Consider the following 16,921-nt stretch of genomic DNA (forward strand, 5'->3'; position numbering starts at 1 on the left):
CACATTAGGGGTTGACGGGTCGTGGGCCGCGGATTATCGTATTCAACGTAACAGTTGATAAAGGAATTGGTTGTATATGACTCAGGATGTGGACGCGGACACGCGGCTCGACCGCGCGTTCCAGGCCCTCGCCGACCCGGTGCGCCGAGCGATCGTCGCCCGCCTCAGCAGGGGTTCTGCGACGGTGAACGAACTGGCGGAGCCGTTCGCGATCACCACGCAGGCGGTGTCCCGCCACATCCACGTCCTCGAAGAGGCCGGACTCGTCAGCAGGACAAAGGAGGCGCAGCGCCGCCCCGTCCACCTCGAACCGGCGGCCCTCGAGGAGCTCACCTCGTGGATCGACGGCTACCGGCTCATCCACGAACAGCAGTACCGCAGTCTCGACAGCGTGCTCGCCGGCCTCGGCGGCACGGCTACACCGAAGGAGAAGAAGACATGAGCAACGCAGTCACCATCACCGCGCCGGACGGCCTCCCGTACGTCGACATCGAGCGCGAATTCGATTATCCCGTCGAGAAGGTGTTCCTCGCCCACAAGGACCCGGCCCTGATCGCCCAGTGGCTCGGCCCGCGCGGCTACGAGATGGACGTCGAGGAGTACGACTACACGACGGGCGGGCACTACCGTTACGTGCACCGCGACCCGAACGGCGGGGAGTACGGCTTCCGCGGGGTGTTCCACGTCGTGCGCGACAACGAGTTCGCCATCCAGACCTTCGAGTTCGAGGGATTCCCGGATGTGGTCAGCATCGAGTCCGTCACGTTCGAACCGCTCGACGGAGGACGCACCCGCGTGAAGGCCCACGCCGTCTACCCGACGCTCGAGGCGCGCGACGGCATGGTCGCCTCCGGCCAGGCGAAAGGCGTCACCGAGGGCTACGAGCGCCTCGATGCCGTGCTCGCCGCGGGCTGACCCGTCCGCCTCTCCTGCCCCACCGATCGAGTCCGAACCTATTCACGCGACACGCCGGTCGCAGGCGTGAATACGTTCGGACTCGATTGCGTGTCAGGCGAGCGCGGCGAGGAGGGCCGGGTGGAGGAGGCCGTTGCTCGCGAGCGAGGAGCCGTTGCCCGGGCCGGCGTCGCCGGTGACCGAGGTGAAGGTGCCCCCGGCTTCTTCGACGATCGGGATGAGTGCGGCGAGATCGTACGTCTTCACGTCGAACTCGCCCACCGCATCCAGAACCCCCTCGGCCAGCAGCATGTACGACCACATGTCGCCGTATGCGCGATCCCGCCACACCTGCCGGGTGAGCGCGATCAGCTTGTCCAGGTATCCGGCGCCATCCCACTGGGCGATGCTCTGGAAGCTGATCGAGGCGTGCTCCAGATCGGAGACGGCGGACACGTGCAGCCTGCGCGGCTCGCCACCGGCCTCCGACAGCCAGGCCCCTGCCCCCTGCGCCGCCCACCAGCGCCGATCGAGCGCCGGCGAGCTGACGACGCCGACCACCGGCTTGCCGTCGACGGCCAGCGCGATCAGCGTGCCCCACACCGGAACGCCGCGCAGATAGTTGGCGGTGCCGTCGATGGGGTCGACGATCCACTGCCGGGATGCGTCCCCTTCCGTCCCGAACTCTTCGCCCAGGATGCCGTCCTCCGGCCGTTCTGCCGCGATGAGCTCCCGGATGGCCCGCTCCACGGCCAGATCCGCCTCGGTGACATGGGTGCGATCCGGCTTCGTGTCGATGTGCAGATCCAGCGCGCGGAACTTCTCCCGCGAAATCGAATCGGCCAGATCGGCCAGCCGGACGGCCAGCGCCAAGTCGGCGGAGAACGGAGAGGATGCGGTGTCGAAAGTCACGTCCAGAGCCTACCGATCCGAGGTGAACACCCGGTGGCGCGCCCGGCGTCCCCTCGATTGGCGATGAGGCCGAAATGGATGCTAGTGTTGAGCCTCGTTCGGGTCGCCGAACAAAACGCACCTCTAGCTCAATCGGCAGAGCAACTGACTCTTAATCAGTGGGTTCTGGGTTCAAGTCCCAGGGGGTGCACCAGATATTGAGAAGCCCTCGATCCCTTGGAAACACCGGGATCGGGGGCTTCTGCTATTCCGAGGAGAGGCTACCGTGAGGGGATGCTTCACCTCGTCGCAGTGAAACCGGATGGCGTCAACACGAACCCCTGGCTGGTCGGTCTGACGGTGGTGGTCATCGCCGTGGTCGCCCTGGTGGTCGTCCTCAGGCGGAGAAGGCGATAGCGGGCGCCGCACAGCGCCTACCGACCCTTACCGCAACTCTTTCCGCGGCATCACGATCTCTTTGATGATCAGGATGATCCCCGCCGAGATCGGGATGGCGACCAGCGCCCCGGGGAGCCCGAACAGCGTCGACCCTGCCAGCGCCGAGATCAGCACCACCGAGCCAGGCACCTGCACCGCCTTGCCCATCACCTTCGGCGTGAGGATGTATGCCTCGACCTGCATGTAGATCAGCATGAAGATGAGGACGACCAGGCCGGAGACGGGGGAGTGGATGAAGGCGAGGACCGTCATCGCCGCCGTGGTCAGCACCGTTCCGATCAGCGGGATGAGGGTGATGAAGAAGGCGAGGATTCCGATCAGGAATGCGCCGGGGACGTCGGTGATCAGCAGCAGGATGACGCTGTAGACCGCGTTGAAGAACGCGAGCACCACCATCCCGCTCAGGTATTTGCCGAAGTTGCGCAGGATGCGTTCCGAGTATTTGACGAACGTAGGCCTGCGAGAGGCGGAGACCAGCTTGTATCCGGCCTCCTTCGTCGCGTCGTATGTGGCGATGAAGTAGATGGTGAGGATGGCGATGAAGAAGCCGGAGGTCAGGCCGTTGACCACGGACAGGCCGAAGCCGACCAGGCCGGTGCCGAGGGAGGCCCACACTTCGGGTTTCTGCACTTCGGTCGAGACCCAGTTGACCAGGGCGCCGAGGACGCCGTTGCTGGAGGCGTTCGCCGGGTCGAACCAGCCTTGGGCGCGGAGGTTCGCCACCTCTTTCGGGATGGCCGTCGCCAGGAACTGGACCTGCTGGATGACCAGCGGGAGCACCACCCAGACGATCGTGATGATCACCGCGATGAGCAGCAGGATGACCGTGACGATCGCCCACGGCCGGGACATGTGCCTGCGCTGGAACCACCGGATGAGCGGGTCCAGGCCGACCGTGGCGAACAGCGCGAGGAAGACCATGAAGATGATCGAGCGCAGGCCGTACAGGGCGAAGCCGGTGATGATCGCGCCGACCGCACCCAGCGTGACGATGTAGCCGAGCACGAGCGGGCTGCGCTGCAGCATGGACTGCTGAGGCGGCTGCGGCGGCTGCGTCCCCTGACCCTGCTGCGGCTGCTCTGTGGTGGCCGGTGGTGGGGCGTGTCTGGTGAGGCGCATGACGCCCTCCTCGGCTCGGTGTATGGCTGGTGCCGAGCGTATTGCCAGCGGGCTATCCGGGACAAGTCACTGCGGCACCGACGCGGGATGCCGGCGGCGTTCGTTACGAATATGTAAACGCCTTTACTTCTATCTGTTTCGCTCTTGACGCCCGCATCCGGCGCATGCTTCACTTGCGGCAGCAATTAAGCAACGAGGTTTCATTGTAAGCGGGACGGGAGAACCGGCGGATGGCATTCGGTGGACACGGCCAGGAGCCGGACGCGTCGCGGCAGAGGGCGGCGAACGCCGCCCGGTGCGCGCTCGCCGTCCGGCAGGGCGGCCGCGGAACCGTCGCGCAGATCGCCGCACGCACGGGACTGTCCCGCCCGACCGTCGAAGTCGCCCTCACGACGATGCGCGAGCGCGGCCTGGTCGTCGAGGTCGACGAGCACACCCTCGGCGGCAGGGGAGCGGGACGCCCGGCGCGGCTCTACGACTTCGCCGCGGACGCCGGATACCTCGTGGGCGTCGACGTGGGCATCCACCGGGTGCGCGTCGCCATCGCCGACCTCGCCGGTGCGATCGTCGGCTGGTCGGAGCGCGAGATCGACGGCAGCTCGCTCGGCGCCAACCGGATGAGCGTGGTGCGCCAGGTGATCTCCGACAGCCTCGACGGGCACGAGGTCGACCGGTCGCGCCTGGTCGCGATGACCGTCGCCGTCTCCGGTCTCGTCGGCGAGGACGGCAAGCTCATCGTCTCCCGCAACTTCCCGGACTGGGAGGGCGTCGACATCGCCGGCCACCTGCGTTCCGAGTTCGGGTGCGAGGTGGTGGTCGAGAACGACATGCGGCTCGCCGCCCTCGCCGAGCACCGGATGGGCGCATCCCGGCTGGTCAACGACTCCGCGTACTTCTTCCTCGGGCACCGCATCTCGATGGGGCTCATCATCGACGGCAAGCTCCGTCGCGGCGCGCACTCCGCCGCCGGCGAGGTGGGCGAGATCGTCTTCTCGATGAAAGTGAACGAGGCCGGCCAGCTCAGCTGGAAGACCGCGCCCTCCGGCGAAGAGGTGTTCCGGATGGCCGTGGAGGGCGACGAGGGCGCCCGCGAGGAGATCGAGTCGTTCGTAGGCGGGCTCGCCACCGGCATCGCCACGCTCACCATGGCCGTCGACCCGGACGTCGTGGTGGTCGGCGGCGGCCTCTCCCGCGCGGGGGAGGCACTGCTCGAACCGTTGAGGAGGGCCGTGATGCGCGAGATCCGGCTGCCCATCCATCCCACGATCATCCAGTCCGAGCTCGGTGCCGAATCCGTCGTGCTCGGGGCGCTCGCGCTCGCCTTCGGCCAGTCGGCCGAGCGGGTCTACGGGACGGCGGACGTGCCGGAGCCCGACATCGATGTCGCGGGGGCGAAGGCCCTCGCAGAGAGGATCACCGCATGAGTTCCACGGAAGCAGGGTCGCCGCTGAGGCTGGCCGTCATCGGTGTGGGGGCGCGGTCGTACATCGCGAGCCACGCCGTCGACTCCGGCAGCGGGACGATCGTGGCCGTCGCCGACCCCAGCAGTGCTGCCAGGGAGCGCGCCGCCGAGCAGTTCGGCGCGGGCATCGCCACCTTCGCGAGCCACCGCGACCTCATCGACGCCCGGGATGCGCAGGGCGGCAGCATCGTCGACGCCGCGTTCGTCACCTCCCCGGACCACACCCACGCCGAGATCGCCATCGACCTGCTGCGCGCAGGGATCCCGGTCTACGTCGAGAAGCCGCTCGCGATCAGCCTCGACGACGCGGACGCGATCCTGGCTGCGGCGGCCGAGAGCGGCACCCGGCTCTACGTCGGCCACAACATGCGGCACATGGCCGTCGTCACTCTCATGCGCGACATCATCCAGCGCGGCGAGATCGGCGAGGTCAAGGCCGTCTGGTGCAGGCACTTCGTCGGGAACGGCGGTGACTACTACTTCAAGGACTGGCACGCGGAGCGCGCCAAGTCGAACGGGCTCCTGCTGCAGAAGGGCGCGCACGACATCGACATCATCCACTGGCTCGCCGGAGGGTACTCCGAGCTGGTCACCGGGATGGGCGGCCTCAGCCTCTACGGAGACATCACGGACCGCCGGGACAACTCCGACCGCACGATGCCCGAGTGGTTCTCGCTCGACGCGTGGCCTCCGCTCAGCCAGACCGAGCTGAACCCGGTGATCGACGTCGAAGACATCTCGATGGTCACCATGCGCCTCGACAACGGCGTGTACGCGTCGTACCAGCAGTGCCACTACACCCCCGATTACTGGCGCAACTACACGGTGATCGGCACGGAGGGCAGGCTGGAGAACTTCGGCGACACCGACGGGGCGGTCGTGCGGGTGTGGAACACGCGCACGACCTACGACCCGGCCGGGGACGCCGAGTACCGGGTGAACGGCGACGAGCGGGGGCACCGCGATGCGGACCGGCTCACGGTCGACGAGTTCATCCGGTTCATCACGGACGGCTCGGAGACCGAGACGTCCGCTGTCGCTGCCAGGAACGCGGTGGCGACAGCCGTCGCAGCAACCGAGTCCATCCGCGACGGCTCACGGCCCATCGCCGTGCCTGCCGTGGACGAACACGTGGCCACGCTGGTGTGACCACGCGGTATTCCCGGGCCGGCGAGGACAAGTCGCCGGCCCGGGAGGCACCACAACAACACTCACATTTCAAGGAGAACCAATGCGAAAAGCCCTATTAGCCGCCGGGGCGGCGGTCGCAGCCACTGCCCTTCTGGCCGGATGCTCGTCCAACACTGGAAGCGGCTCCGGTGCCACTGCCGATCATAATCTGTCGGCTTCGATCTCCTACGCATACTGGGACGTCAACCAGAAGCCCGCGATGGAGGCGCTGATCAAGGACTTCAACAAGGAGTACCCGAACATCAAGGTCACCAGCCAGGTGACGCCGTACCAGAACTACTTCACCAAGCTGCAGACGCAGGGCTCGTCGAAGACGCTGCCCGACGTGTTCTGGATGAACGGACCGAACTTCCAGCTGTACGCATCCAACGGGCTGCTCGAGCCGATCGGCTCCGGCATCGACCCGTCGAACTACCCGAAGGCGCTCGACGAGCTCTACAGCTACGACGGCAAGCAGTACGGCGCTCCGAAGGACTTCGACACGATCGGCGTCTTCTACAACAAGGCGGTCTTCGACAAGGCCGGCGTCGCGTACCCGACGGCCGACTGGACCTGGGACGACTTCCACCAGAAGGCCAAGACGATCTCCGACAAGCTGAAGGCCGAGGGCGTCTACGGCGTCGCGAGCGGTCTGAGCGGCGGCCAGGAGGTCTACTACAACACGATCCTGCAGGCCGGCGGCGACATCATCTCGTCCGACGGCAAGAAGTCGGGCTACGACTCCGCCGCCGCGATCAAGGGGCTGCAGTTCGTGCGCGACCTCGTCGCGGACGGGTCGTCGCCGACGCCGTCGCAGCTGTCGGACACCCCGCAGGACCAGTGGTTCATCAACAGCAAGTCGGCCATGATCTGGTCGGGCACCTGGCTGAACTCCGAGCTCCTCGCATCGCCGATCAAGGACACGATCGCCCTCGCTCCTCTGCCCAAGGGCGAGAAGCAGGCCACGGTCATCCACGGTCTCGCCAACGTCGTCGCCAAGGACTCCAAGAACAAGCCGGCGGCCGTCGCGTTCCAGACCTACCTGGCCGGCAAGCAGGCGGCGCAGACCCAGGCGGAGATGGGCGCGGCGAACCCCGCGTTCAACGGCACCCAGGACGCCTTCGTGAAGACGGCCCCGTGGGATCTGAACATCTTCGAGAAGGCGGCGGCGGACTATGCGTACCCGTACCCCATCTCCAAGAACACGGCAGCGTGGAACAAGGCCGAGAACGACCTGCTCCCCGACGCGTTCTCCGGCAAGCGCCCGGTGGCCGACGTGGCCAAGGAGCTCGCCAAGCAGATGAACGCGGACCTCGCCAAAGAGTAATGTCCCTGTCCACCGCAACCCAGGAGGCGGGCGTCGTGACCACGGCGCCCGCCACCCGGCCGGCCGCACCGCGCAAGCGGCGCACCGACCGGAAGGAATGGCTGTGGGCGGCCCTGTTCGTCGCCCCGCTGCTGTTCGGCGTCCTCGTCTTCTACATCTGGCCGATCATCCGGAATGCGTACTTCAGCTTCACCACCTGGGGCGTCTTCGGAGGGGCGACCTGGAGTGGACTGGCGAACTACCAGGCGATGCTCGCCGACCCGTCGTTCTGGCGCTCGATCGTCAACACGCTGATCTACATCGGCTTCCTGCTGATCGGCATCCCGCTCGCGGTGATCTTCGCCAGCCTGATCAACCGGCCGGGGCTGCGCTTCGCCGCCCTGTACCGCACGGCGTTCTTCCTGCCGTACGTCGCGATGCCCGCCGCCGTCTCGATGGTCTGGCGGATCATCTTCAACGGCGACTTCGGCGTCATCAACTACGCGTTGTCGCTCATCGGCATCAAGGGGCCGAACTGGCTCTCCACCGAATGGGTCGCACTGATCGCGGTGGGACTGGTCGGGATGTGGATCTCGCTCGGCTTCAACCTCATCGTGCTCTCGGCCGGCATGAAGGGCATCCCGCCGGAGATGTACGAGGCGTCGAGCCTCGACGGCGCGAGCAGGCTGCGGCAGTTCTTCTCGATCACGGTTCCGCTGCTCAGCCCGTCGATCTTCTTCGTCTCCGTCATGACGGTCATCACCGGCTTCCAGCTGTTCGACCTGCTCTACGCGCTGATGGGAACGCAGAACCCGGCGCTCAACCAGACCCAGTCGATGGTGTACCTGTTCTTCGCCCACCAGCAGACCGGCGACAACGGCTACGCAGCCGCCGTCGGCATGGCGATCCTCGTGCTCGTCGGCGTGTTCACGATCATCCAGTTCCGGATGCAGAAGAGGTGGGTGACGTATGTCTAGCTCCGTCGTCGTCGGCGCGAAATCGGGGCGCGCCCGGGTGGGGACGGGTGTCACCCACCTCGTCCTGATCGTCGCGTCGATCGTGATGATCTTCCCGTTCGTCTGGCAGATCCTGATGTCGCTGTCCACGAACGCGCAGGTCACCTCCGTGCCGCCGACCGTCTGGCCGGGCACACTGCACTGGGAGAACTTCGCCCACGTGTTCGACCAGCTGCCGTTCCTCAACCAGCTCTGGGTGTCGGTCGCCGTCACGGTGATCCGCACGGTCGGCCAGCTGTTGCTGTGCTCGATGGCCGGGTATGCGTTCGCCAGGATGTCGTTCCCGTTCAAGCGGACGATCTTCGCGCTCGTGCTCGCCATCCTGATGGTGCCGCCGCAGGTGTACCTGTTGCCGCAGTACCAGATCGTGCAGGGTCTCGGCTGGCTCAACACCATCGCCGGGATCGCCGCGCCGGGCATCTTCAGCGCGTTCGGCACCTTCCTGATGCGCCAGTTCTTCCTCGGCCTGCCGGACGAACTGGCCGAGGCGGCCCGTCTCGACGGAGCGAACCACTTCCAGACCTTCTGGAAGGTGATGCTGCCGCTCGCCAAGCCCGGCCTGTCCGCGCTCGCGATCATCACGGTGCTCGCATCGTGGAACGACCTGCTCTGGCCGCTCATCGTCGCGACGGACTCGACCCAGATGCCGCTCTCGGCCGGTATCGCGACGCTCACCAGCCAGCGGTCGATCCCCGACTACCCGCTCCTGCTCGCCGCCAGCCTCCTGGCGATGGCGCCGGTGCTCATCCTCTTCCTGATCATGCAGAAGCGCGTCATCGACGGCATCGCATTCTCCGGTCTCAAATAGAAAGAACGGACACGTTCGTGAATACACTCCGAGTCGGCCTCATCGGCGCCGGCGGGATCTCGCAGGTGCACGCATCCGGATGGGCGGCGCTGGGCGTGCCGGTCACCGTCTACTCCCACGAGGGCGCTGAGGCGCTCGCGGCGGAGTACGGGTTCGACATCGCCACCGACCTGGACTCGCTGCTCGCGGCGAGCGACCTCGTCGACATCGTCACGTCGAGCAACAGCCACAAGGAGCTGGCGCTCTCGGCCATCGCGGCAGGCAAGCACGTGATCTGCGAGAAGCCCCTCTCCGTCACGGCCGCCGACGCGCGCGAGCTCGCCGACGCCGCCGCGGACGCGGGAGTGCGGCTGTTCCCCGCTCACGTCGTCCGATTCTTCCCCGAATACGTCGCGGTGAAGGCCCAGGTGGATGCCGGCCGCATCGGCGACCCTGCCGTGCTGCGTTTCGTGCGCGGCGGGCAGGCGCCCCGCGCCGGCTCGTGGTTCTTCGACGAGAACGCCGGGGGAGGCATCATCCTCGACCAGATGATCCACGACCTCGACCAGGCCAGGTGGCTGGCCGGTGAGGTCACGCAGGTCTACGCGGTGCAGAGCCCGGAGAGCGTCGACGGCATCGTGCCCGGCATCGTCACGGCGCACGTCACCCTCACCCACGCGAGCGGTGCGATCAGCCACGTGCAGGGCACCTGGGGACCGGATGGCACGGTGTTCCGCACGAGTGCCGACGTCGCGGGCAGCAGGGGAACGCTCTCCATCGACTCGCGGAAGGACACCGCGACGGTGCTCGACTTCCCGGCCGGTGTGTCCGGGGACGGCTACCTTCCGCCGTCCACCACCGCCGTCAGCCCGTACACCCGGCAGCTCGCCGCCTTCCTGGAGGCGGTCGTGGAGGGAACCGATGCGGTCGTGACGCCGGAGGACGGCGTGCGCGCCGTCGCCATCGCGGAGGCGGCCGCCGCGTCGCTCCGCACCGGGCGCGCGGTCGACATCGATCAGGCGACCGGCCTGGCCGTCGCCGACCCGTCCGTCGCAGGATCGCACATCGCAGAGAACGTCGGCGCATGACCGCCGGAACAGGAGACACCGTGACCCGCCCGCTCAAGATCGCCGTGCTCTCGTTCGCCCACCCGCACGCGATCGGATACTGCCGACTGCTCGCCGGGCGCGACGACATCGAGCTGATCGCCACAGACCCCGACGGCGCTGCCGCCCCGGATGCCGCCCTCCGCGGGGAGGCGCTGGCCGCATCCATCGGGGTGCGCTACGTCGCTGACTACGAGGCGGCGCTCGCCTGGGGTCCGGATGCGGTGATCGTCACGGCGGAGAACGCCAGGCACCGCCCGCTGGTCGAGGCCGCAGCGGCGGCCGGGGCGCACATCCTGTGCGAGAAGCCGCTCGCGACGACGGTCGAGGACGGCCGGGCGATGCTCGACGCCGCCGAGCGCGCAGGCGTGACCATGATGACCGCATACCCGGTGCGCTTCGCGCCGTCGTTCGTGGATGCGCGCGCCAGAGTGCGCGCCGGCCAGCTGGGCGACATCATCGGCATCCGCGGCACGAACAACGGCAAGCTCCCGGCCGACCGCGCCTGGTTCACCGACCCTGCGCTCGCGGGCGGCGGCGCGCTGGTCGACCACGTCGTGCACTGCGCCGACCTGCTCGACGATCTGCTCGGGGCCCTGCCGACCACGGTGCGCGCCGTCTCGAACAGCATTCTGCACGCCGACGACGCGCTGCGGGTGGAGACCGGCGGCCTGGTGACCGCCACCTATCCCGGCGGGGTGGTCGCGACGATCGACTGCTCCTGGACGATGCCGGAGAACGCGCCGACCTGGGGAGGGCTCACGCTGCAGCTCACCGGCACGAAAGGCAACATCACCATCGCGCCGTTCGCACCGCACATCGCGGGGCAGACCGTCGACGGCGAGGTCTGGGAGGGCGTCGGCGACGATCTCGACGCTCTGATGCTCGCCGAGTTCCTCGACGCGGTGCGCTCCGGCCGGGCTGCGGTGCCGGACGGCCAGGTGGGGCTGCGCACGCTGCAGGTGGTGGATGCCGCACGCCGCTCCGCCGTGGACGGGCAGCCGGTCGCGCTGTAGCGGTCGACCGTTGCTTCCCTAGCGTCGGGCGGCGATGACCGAGAAGTCCTTGTCGCCGTCGCCGGTGTCGACCGCGTCCTCCAGCGCGGCCGACACCAGCGACACAGCGGGCAGGGGGTCGCGCGAGGTAGCCAGCATCAGCCGGGTGTCCTTCGCGAGCAGCGCAGCGGAGAACTGGGTGTCGTCGAAGTCGCCGGAGACGACGGGGCCGCCCTTCATCGCGGCGATCGGCGCGAGCGCCGTGATGCCGAGGGTGTCGAGCACCTGCTCGGCGCTCAGGCCGCCGGACTCGCCGAGGCGCAGCGCCTCCACCAACCCCTCGAACGAGACGGCGAGGGCGAGGTTCGCGACGAGCTTGCCTGCTGCCGCCTGCTCGGGGGTGTCGAGCATCCGGAGCTTGTTGGGGTCCGCCCAGAGGGCGACGATCGTGCGCGCCGTGCGGGCGGCGTCGTGCTCCCCGCCGATGAGGACGCCGAGGGAGGCGGCGCGGGCGGGCGCGAGGGAGCCGATGACGGGGGAGTGCACGTACGAGACTCCGGCGCCCGCCGCCCACGCGCTGAAGTCGGCGGCGTCGGCGGGAGAGACGGTGGTGATGTCGATCCACACAGCTCCGGATGCGAACGGCAGCCCGCCGTCGACGATCACCTCGCGCACGGCGTCCGGTCCGAACAGGGCGGAGACCACGGCCTGCGCGCCGTCGACCGCCTCCGCCGCGGTCTGCGCCACCGCCGCTCCACGCCTGCCCATCGCCTGCGCAGGCTCCGGGGAACGGTTCCACACGGTCACGCGGTGACCGGCGTCGATCAGGTGGGGGACGAGCTCGCGGCCCATGCGGCCGAGCCCGAGGAATGCGATGTTCATGTCTCCACTCTGCGCCGATGCGGGCGGCTAGGGAAGAGGCGACGCGGTGAGCCTGGCACGCGCCGCCGTCAGGAACTCACGCTCGGCGGCGTTGTCGGCGAGGGCGATGGCCGCCTCGTACGCGGCGGCGGCCTCATCGGGCCGCCCCAGCCGGACGAACAGGTCGGCGCGGATCGCGTGCAGCAGGTGGAACGCGCCGAGCGCCTCCACCAGCCTGTCCGTCTCGGCCAGCGCCGCCGCAGGGCCGTCGACCTCGGCGACCGCGACCGCCCGGTTGAGCGCGACGACGGGGGAGGGATGCACGGCCAGCAACTGGTCGTAGATCGTCACGATCTGCGGCCAGTCCGTCTGCTCCGGGATGCGCGCGTCGTCGTGCACCGCCTGGATCGCCGCCTGGAGCTGGAAGCTGCCCGGCCGGTTCCTGCGCAGGCAGGTGCGCAGGATGTCCTGGCCTTCGGCGATGCGCGCCCCGTCCCAGAGGGTGCGGTCCTGGTGCGGAAGCGGCACGAGCCTGCCCTGCGCATCCACCCGGGCGGAGCGCCGGGCGTCGACGAGCAGCAGCAGCGCGAGCAGGCCGAGTGCCTCCTCCTCGTCCGGCATCAGCTCGATCAGCAGCCTGGCCAGCCGGATCGCCTCGCCGCACAGCTCGTCGCGCACCAGCCTGTCGCCCGCCGACGCGGTGTACCCCTCGGTGAAGATCAGGTACACGACCGTCAGCACCGAGGCGAGCCGGTCGGGGAGGTCGGCGTCGGACGGGAGGCGGAACGGGATGCGCGCATCCCGGATCTTCGCCTTCGCCCTGGACAGCCGCTGGCCCATCGCGGACTCCTGCACGAGGAACGCCCGCGCGATCTCCGCCGTGCTGAGGCCGCCGAGCAGCCGCAGCGTGAGCGCCACCCTGCTGGCCGGGGCGAGCGCCGGGTGGCAGCAGGTGAAGATCAGGCGCAGTCTGTCGTCGTCCACCGGTCCCTCCTCTGCGATGTCCGGCGCATCCTGCTCGCGCAGGAGCGCCGCCTCCGCCTCGCGGTCGCGTCCGGTGGCCTCGCGGCGCAGCCGGTCGATGGCTTTCCGGCGGGCGGTCGTGATGATCCACCCGGCCGGTGCAGGCGGGATGCCGTCCTCCGGCCAGCGGACGGTCGCCGTCGCGAACGCATCCTGCACCGCGTCCTCGGCGACGCTCAGATCGCCGAAGACGCGGTACAGGACGGAGACCGCGCGGCCGTACTCTGCACGGAAGACCCGCGCGATGTCGTCGCTGCCGACCGTGGGCTCCACGCCGACCGCGCGCTCCACGCCGGTCAGCCCGCGAACGGGCGCACTTCGATGGGCAGTGTGGTCGCGACGGCGAGCCGCCTGCCCCAGTCGAGCGCCGCATCCAGGTCGGGCACGTCGACGATGCTGAATCCGCCGAGATGCTCCTTGCCCTCCGCGAACGGGCCGTCGGTGATGAGCACCTCGCCGTCTGCCGGCCGCAGCACGGTCGACGACGACGCGGGAAGCAGCCCGTTCGAGAAGACCCACACGCCGGATGCGCGCATATCCCGGTCGACGGCGCCGACGGCCGCATCGATCGCCGCCATCACCTCCGGCTCCGGGATGGGCCCGTCGGGCTGGTAGACGCTGAGCAGGTACTGAGTCATGGTGTTCTCCGTTTCTCTCACCGTCTATACGAGTGGGGGTGGGTGATTTCGACATGGGCCGCGTGATTAGTGTGCAGTCTCGTCCGTGCGGAGGAGGAGCGCCAGGGCGGGGTTGAATGCATGTAAAATGTTTCTATTGCAGAAGGTGCTATGTTCGATGACCAAGCCGCCTCAGCGGCCATTCGACGAAGAATGGGAGAACGAACATGCACCGTCGCCTCAGAACATGGACGGCCATCGCCTCGGCAGTAGCGATGGGCGCGCTCACCACCGGGTTCGCCCCTGCCACGACGGCGCCCAACGACATGCCAGAGGCGCGCGCGTTTCTCGCAGAGTACGGTGCCGATGAATCCACCCAGGATCGACTGGTCAGCACGTATCTAGCCGGAGGTCGCTGGGACTCGATGAAGGGGGTCGAGCCCGTCTCCACCCAGGAGAGCACGCGCGCGGATGGCACCTATACCGTGTCGACGTTCCCGGACGGTTCGATTCAGGTGACTCGCGTCGAGCACGCCTCCCCGGCGTCCATCGTGAGTCGCGGCATCACCGGATGCTCGGTGAACGGGAAGCAGTACAACGGCTGCAAGATCGACACCTGGGTCGGCGCGGTCGCCATGAGCTTCTACACCTCGTACAACCTCGGCACGAACACCGTCACGGCAAGCCCGTGGGGTGCGGGATGGTCACTCTGGCCGGATTGCGGATCGTCCGTCACCTACCTCGGGAAGCCCACGACCAACCGGGCGCAGCTCAATCTCAAGGCGACGATGTGCGCAACCCTCTTCACCACGAACTTCGAGCTCCGGCTCACCGTCGCCGGCGGCAAAGCCACCGTGACGTGGGCGTAGCTCGGGGCTGACCAGAACGGAGGACACAGATGCCGTCACTGACTATCTGGAACGTCAACGCCCTGCTGATGATCGGCGGAATCGTCGCGGTCGTCGTGGCCTGTGCGGTGTGGGTTCGCCGTCGGCGCCGCCGACAGGATCGCAACGGCCACTAGGCACCAGGGGGAGTGCCCGGCGCGAGGGGTTCGCGCCGGGCGTTCGTCACTTCTCTGTGCGGTCCAGCCGCGCCACCCCGATCTTCGAGTCGGCCATCCCGTAGAACACGTAGCGCTGGCCGTCGATGGTCTCGATCGCCGTCGGGAACACCACGTTCGGCACGATGCCGCTGCGCTCGTCCTCTGTCTCTGCCTCGAGGAGCGGGGCGTCTGTGCGGTCGATGACCCGCCAGGGCTCGTCGGCGTCGAGGATCATCGCGCCGGCGCCGTAGTTGACGTTCTGCTGCTGGGCCATCGCGTTGACGATCACGCCCGTCACGCCGTGGTGCAGGAGCAGCCAGCCCTCCGGGACGCGGATCGGCGCTGGACCTGCGCCGATCTTCAGCTCCTCGAAGGGATGCTCGGGGCCGGCCAGGAAGCGGTTGCCGCGCCAGCGGGCGAGCTCTCTGCGGTCGGCGAGGACCGCATCCAGGGGGATGAAGGCGATCCAGATGCTGGGGCGCGGGTCAGGCACGGTGGCCGGCGGACGGTTGCCTTCGCCGGGGCGCACCTCGCCGAGCTCCCAGACCGGGCGGTGCAGCACCGCGAGGCTGGGGGTGCCGTCCGGCGCGACCACGGGCTCGGGGAAGAACACCGTGTCCTTGTTGTGGTAGAGCCCGAGGTCGACGCCGAGGGCGTCGTCGTACTCGAAGGTCACCGGGCCGAGGCGCTGCCAGGAGCGGAGGTCGTCGGAGACGGCGACCGCCGTGCGCGGGCCGAGCGGGCCGAACGCCACGTACGTCATCACGTGCGTGCCGAGAGCCGGGATGAACGTCACGCGCGGGTCCTCGACGCCCGCGTTGTTCGCGCCGGACTCCCACTCCCGCTCCGGCTCCAGCACGACCGCCTCGCGGGTGACGCCGACCGGGACGCCGCCCTCGATGTCCACCCTGGCGAGCCCGACGCGGGAGACGTTGCCCTCCGCCACCAGTCTCGGCAACAGGTACAGCGTGCCGTCCGGCGCGTGGCCGGTGGCCGGGTTGAGCACACCCTCCGCCTCCAGCGGGTTGCCGGGCTCCGGGGTCATGATCACGCCCGCTCTGGTGAGGGCGTACGGGAAGTCGTCGGGGGAGCTCATGCTTCCTCCTCTGCGATGGTGCGGTCGTTGCGGTCGCGGTCGGCGCGGTCGTTGCGGTCGGTGCGGCGGGTGGAACGGTAGAAGTACATCTCGCGGGAGCCGGGCGGAGCATCCCAGCCCTGGGCGAACGTCCAGTCGCCGTCGAGTGTCTGCAGCCCTCCCCAGGCGAGCGAGCCGCCGCGGTTGATGGCGAGCTGCGTGAACGGGGCGGATTGCGCGTAGAGCGCCTGCGCCGCGGCGAAGTCGCCGTGCTCGTCCGCGTAGAAGAAGTCGAGCACGAGGTCGTCGCCGTCGACCACCGCGCAGGCCACCTCGTAGAGCGAGCCGTTCAGCGGGGTGAGGTCGAGGTACGGCTGCTCGGCCAAGGTCCAGTGCACGAGGTCGTCGGAGCGGCCGATCATCTGGCGCCCTCCGCAGCCCTCGGAGAGGAACATCAGGTACTCGCCGCCGATCCGCACGGCGTCCCCGTCCGCATCCCGGGGCACCACCGCGCCTTTCGCCCAGTTCTGCGACACGTCGTACGGCACGGCGAGGCCCTGCTTCTCCCAGTGCTCCAGGTCGTCGGAGGTGGCGACCATGATGTCGCAGGCCACCTCGCCCGTCTCCGTGCGGCGGATGGCGTTGTAGAACAGGACGTAGCGGCCGTCGACCCCGTAGACCTTGGGATCTTCGCAGCCGAGCACCTCGTTCTCGAGCGTCGGGTAGATCACCGGGTTGGCGGGCGAGTCCGTCCACACCCCGTCCCTGCGCACGGCGTGGCCGATGCGGCTGGCCGTCGACTCTTTCCGCGGGGAGGCGCGGTAGAAGAGGTGCAGGGCTCCGTCGCGCTCGATCACGGTCGGGTTGAAGATCGCGTCGCTCGTCCAGCCGATGCCGGTGGGGTCGTCCCACTGGCCGTCCAGCCGGAAGGTGAACGACGCATCCCGGGCGAACGGCCCGATCGCCCACGGCGGCGTCTCCGCGTAGTGGGCGGAGAACTGGTCGGTCGAGATGCGGTCGGTGAGCGCGTTGGTGTGGGCGAGGGCTTCGGCGAAGCTCTCTCGGAGGTCGTCGGTGTCGACGGCTTTCACGGTA

General features: G+C 68.6%; 19 protein-coding genes and 1 tRNA gene. 13 read left to right on the forward strand and 7 right to left on the reverse strand.

Annotation, left to right across the window (positions count from 1 at the left end):
- The first annotated feature begins 76 nt into the window (after window positions 1–76).
- On the forward strand, window positions 77–442 hold the full coding sequence (locus ACN6M5_RS01915; RefSeq protein ID WP_434948316.1) for an ArsR/SmtB family transcription factor: 366 nt from the start codon (window positions 77–79) through the stop codon (window positions 440–442).
- Window positions 439–915 (forward strand): SRPBCC family protein, encoded by a 477-nt coding sequence (locus tag ACN6M5_RS01920; protein WP_434948317.1) that lies wholly within the window; start codon window positions 439–441, stop codon window positions 913–915. Before ACN6M5_RS01915 ends, ACN6M5_RS01920 begins: the two co-directional genes overlap by 4 nt.
- Before the next feature lie 93 nt (window positions 916–1,008).
- Here the strand turns inward: ACN6M5_RS01920 and hisN are convergent, their stop codons facing one another.
- Window positions 1,009–1,812, reverse strand: a complete 804-nt coding sequence (gene hisN / locus ACN6M5_RS01925; protein ID WP_434952294.1) for a histidinol-phosphatase — start codon at window positions 1,810–1,812, stop codon at window positions 1,009–1,011.
- 111 nt (window positions 1,813–1,923) lie between these two features.
- Here hisN and ACN6M5_RS01930 point away from each other — a divergent pair.
- Together ACN6M5_RS01930 and ACN6M5_RS01935 are read left to right on the forward strand one after the other, a co-directional pair.
- Window positions 1,924–1,999 (forward strand) — tRNA-Lys (locus ACN6M5_RS01930).
- A gap of 80 nt (window positions 2,000–2,079) precedes the next feature.
- Window positions 2,080–2,202 (forward strand): LPXTG cell wall anchor domain-containing protein, encoded by a 123-nt coding sequence (locus ACN6M5_RS01935; protein ID WP_434948318.1) that lies wholly within the window; start codon window positions 2,080–2,082, stop codon window positions 2,200–2,202.
- A gap of 27 nt (window positions 2,203–2,229) precedes the next feature.
- On the opposite strand, the gene ACN6M5_RS01940 is transcribed toward ACN6M5_RS01935, so the two are convergent.
- A complete protein-coding gene (locus tag ACN6M5_RS01940; RefSeq protein ID WP_434948319.1) occupies window positions 2,230–3,363 on the reverse strand; it encodes an AI-2E family transporter in 1,134 nt (377 codons plus the stop codon).
- Between the two features lie 230 nt (window positions 3,364–3,593).
- Between ACN6M5_RS01940 and ACN6M5_RS01945 the strand changes: the two genes are divergently transcribed.
- From ACN6M5_RS01945 to ACN6M5_RS01975, 7 genes are all read left to right on the forward strand, one after another.
- Window positions 3,594–4,787 carry an ROK family protein gene (locus ACN6M5_RS01945; RefSeq protein ID WP_434948320.1) on the forward strand — a complete coding sequence of 398 codons (1,194 nt, stop codon included), beginning with the start codon at window positions 3,594–3,596 and terminating at the stop codon, window positions 4,785–4,787.
- Window positions 4,784–5,974, forward strand: coding sequence for a Gfo/Idh/MocA family protein (locus ACN6M5_RS01950; RefSeq protein WP_168689200.1), 1,191 nt, complete (start codon window positions 4,784–4,786; stop codon window positions 5,972–5,974). Before ACN6M5_RS01945 ends, ACN6M5_RS01950 begins: the two co-directional genes overlap by 4 nt.
- Before the next feature lie 82 nt (window positions 5,975–6,056).
- Complete coding sequence (locus ACN6M5_RS01955) at window positions 6,057–7,322, forward strand: ABC transporter substrate-binding protein (RefSeq protein ID WP_434948321.1); 1,266 nt, start codon at window positions 6,057–6,059, stop codon at window positions 7,320–7,322.
- Window positions 7,322–8,278, forward strand: a complete 957-nt coding sequence (locus tag ACN6M5_RS01960; protein WP_085369513.1) for a carbohydrate ABC transporter permease — start codon at window positions 7,322–7,324, stop codon at window positions 8,276–8,278. The genes ACN6M5_RS01955 and ACN6M5_RS01960 overlap by 1 nt, the downstream gene beginning before the upstream one ends.
- On the forward strand, window positions 8,271–9,125 hold the full coding sequence (locus ACN6M5_RS01965; RefSeq protein WP_085369514.1) for a carbohydrate ABC transporter permease: 855 nt from the start codon (window positions 8,271–8,273) through the stop codon (window positions 9,123–9,125). Before ACN6M5_RS01960 ends, ACN6M5_RS01965 begins: the two co-directional genes overlap by 8 nt.
- A gap of 17 nt (window positions 9,126–9,142) precedes the next feature.
- Entirely contained in the window at window positions 9,143–10,192 is a 1,050-nt protein-coding gene (locus tag ACN6M5_RS01970) for a Gfo/Idh/MocA family protein (protein WP_434948322.1), read from the forward strand.
- On the forward strand, window positions 10,189–11,226 hold the full coding sequence (locus tag ACN6M5_RS01975; RefSeq protein WP_434948323.1) for a Gfo/Idh/MocA family protein: 1,038 nt from the start codon (window positions 10,189–10,191) through the stop codon (window positions 11,224–11,226). The genes ACN6M5_RS01970 and ACN6M5_RS01975 overlap by 4 nt, the downstream gene beginning before the upstream one ends.
- Before the next feature lie 18 nt (window positions 11,227–11,244).
- Here ACN6M5_RS01975 and ACN6M5_RS01980 read toward each other — a convergent pair whose 3' ends face one another.
- Genes ACN6M5_RS01980 through ACN6M5_RS01990 form a run of 3 tightly spaced genes read right to left on the reverse strand, consistent with a single transcriptional unit; the run spans window position 11,245 to window position 13,727 of the window.
- A complete protein-coding gene (locus tag ACN6M5_RS01980) occupies window positions 11,245–12,087 on the reverse strand; it encodes an NAD(P)-dependent oxidoreductase (protein ID WP_434948324.1) in 843 nt (280 codons plus the stop codon).
- 27 nt (window positions 12,088–12,114) lie between these two features.
- The gene (locus tag ACN6M5_RS01985; protein WP_434952296.1) at window positions 12,115–13,389 is read right to left on the reverse strand and encodes an RNA polymerase sigma factor; all 1,275 of its coding nucleotides are present in this window, start codon (window positions 13,387–13,389) and stop codon (window positions 12,115–12,117) included.
- A complete protein-coding gene (locus ACN6M5_RS01990) occupies window positions 13,386–13,727 on the reverse strand; it encodes a YciI family protein (protein ID WP_143465773.1) in 342 nt (113 codons plus the stop codon). The genes ACN6M5_RS01985 and ACN6M5_RS01990 overlap by 4 nt, the downstream gene beginning before the upstream one ends.
- 206 nt (window positions 13,728–13,933) lie before the next feature.
- Here ACN6M5_RS01990 and ACN6M5_RS01995 point away from each other — a divergent pair, with 206 nt between their 5' ends.
- Entirely contained in the window at window positions 13,934–14,575 is a 642-nt protein-coding gene (locus ACN6M5_RS01995; protein ID WP_434948325.1) for a hypothetical protein, read from the forward strand.
- A 29-nt stretch (window positions 14,576–14,604) separates the two neighbouring features.
- On the forward strand, window positions 14,605–14,730 hold the full coding sequence (locus tag ACN6M5_RS02000; protein ID WP_434948326.1) for an LPXTG cell wall anchor domain-containing protein: 126 nt from the start codon (window positions 14,605–14,607) through the stop codon (window positions 14,728–14,730).
- Between the two features lie 46 nt (window positions 14,731–14,776).
- Here the strand turns inward: ACN6M5_RS02000 and ACN6M5_RS02005 are convergent, their stop codons facing one another.
- Both ACN6M5_RS02005 and ACN6M5_RS02010 read right to left on the reverse strand, forming a co-directional pair.
- A complete protein-coding gene (locus tag ACN6M5_RS02005; RefSeq protein ID WP_434948327.1) occupies window positions 14,777–15,847 on the reverse strand; it encodes a glycoside hydrolase family 130 protein in 1,071 nt (356 codons plus the stop codon).
- Window positions 15,844–16,917 (reverse strand): glycoside hydrolase family 130 protein, encoded by a 1,074-nt coding sequence (locus ACN6M5_RS02010; protein ID WP_434948328.1) that lies wholly within the window; start codon window positions 16,915–16,917, stop codon window positions 15,844–15,846. The genes ACN6M5_RS02005 and ACN6M5_RS02010 overlap by 4 nt, the downstream gene beginning before the upstream one ends.
- Between the last annotated feature and the right edge of the window lie 4 nt (window positions 16,918–16,921).

It is taken from the genome of Leifsonia araucanica (genome assembly GCF_051161895.1).
Classification (GTDB): Bacteria; Actinomycetota; Actinomycetes; order Actinomycetales; family Microbacteriaceae; genus Leifsonia.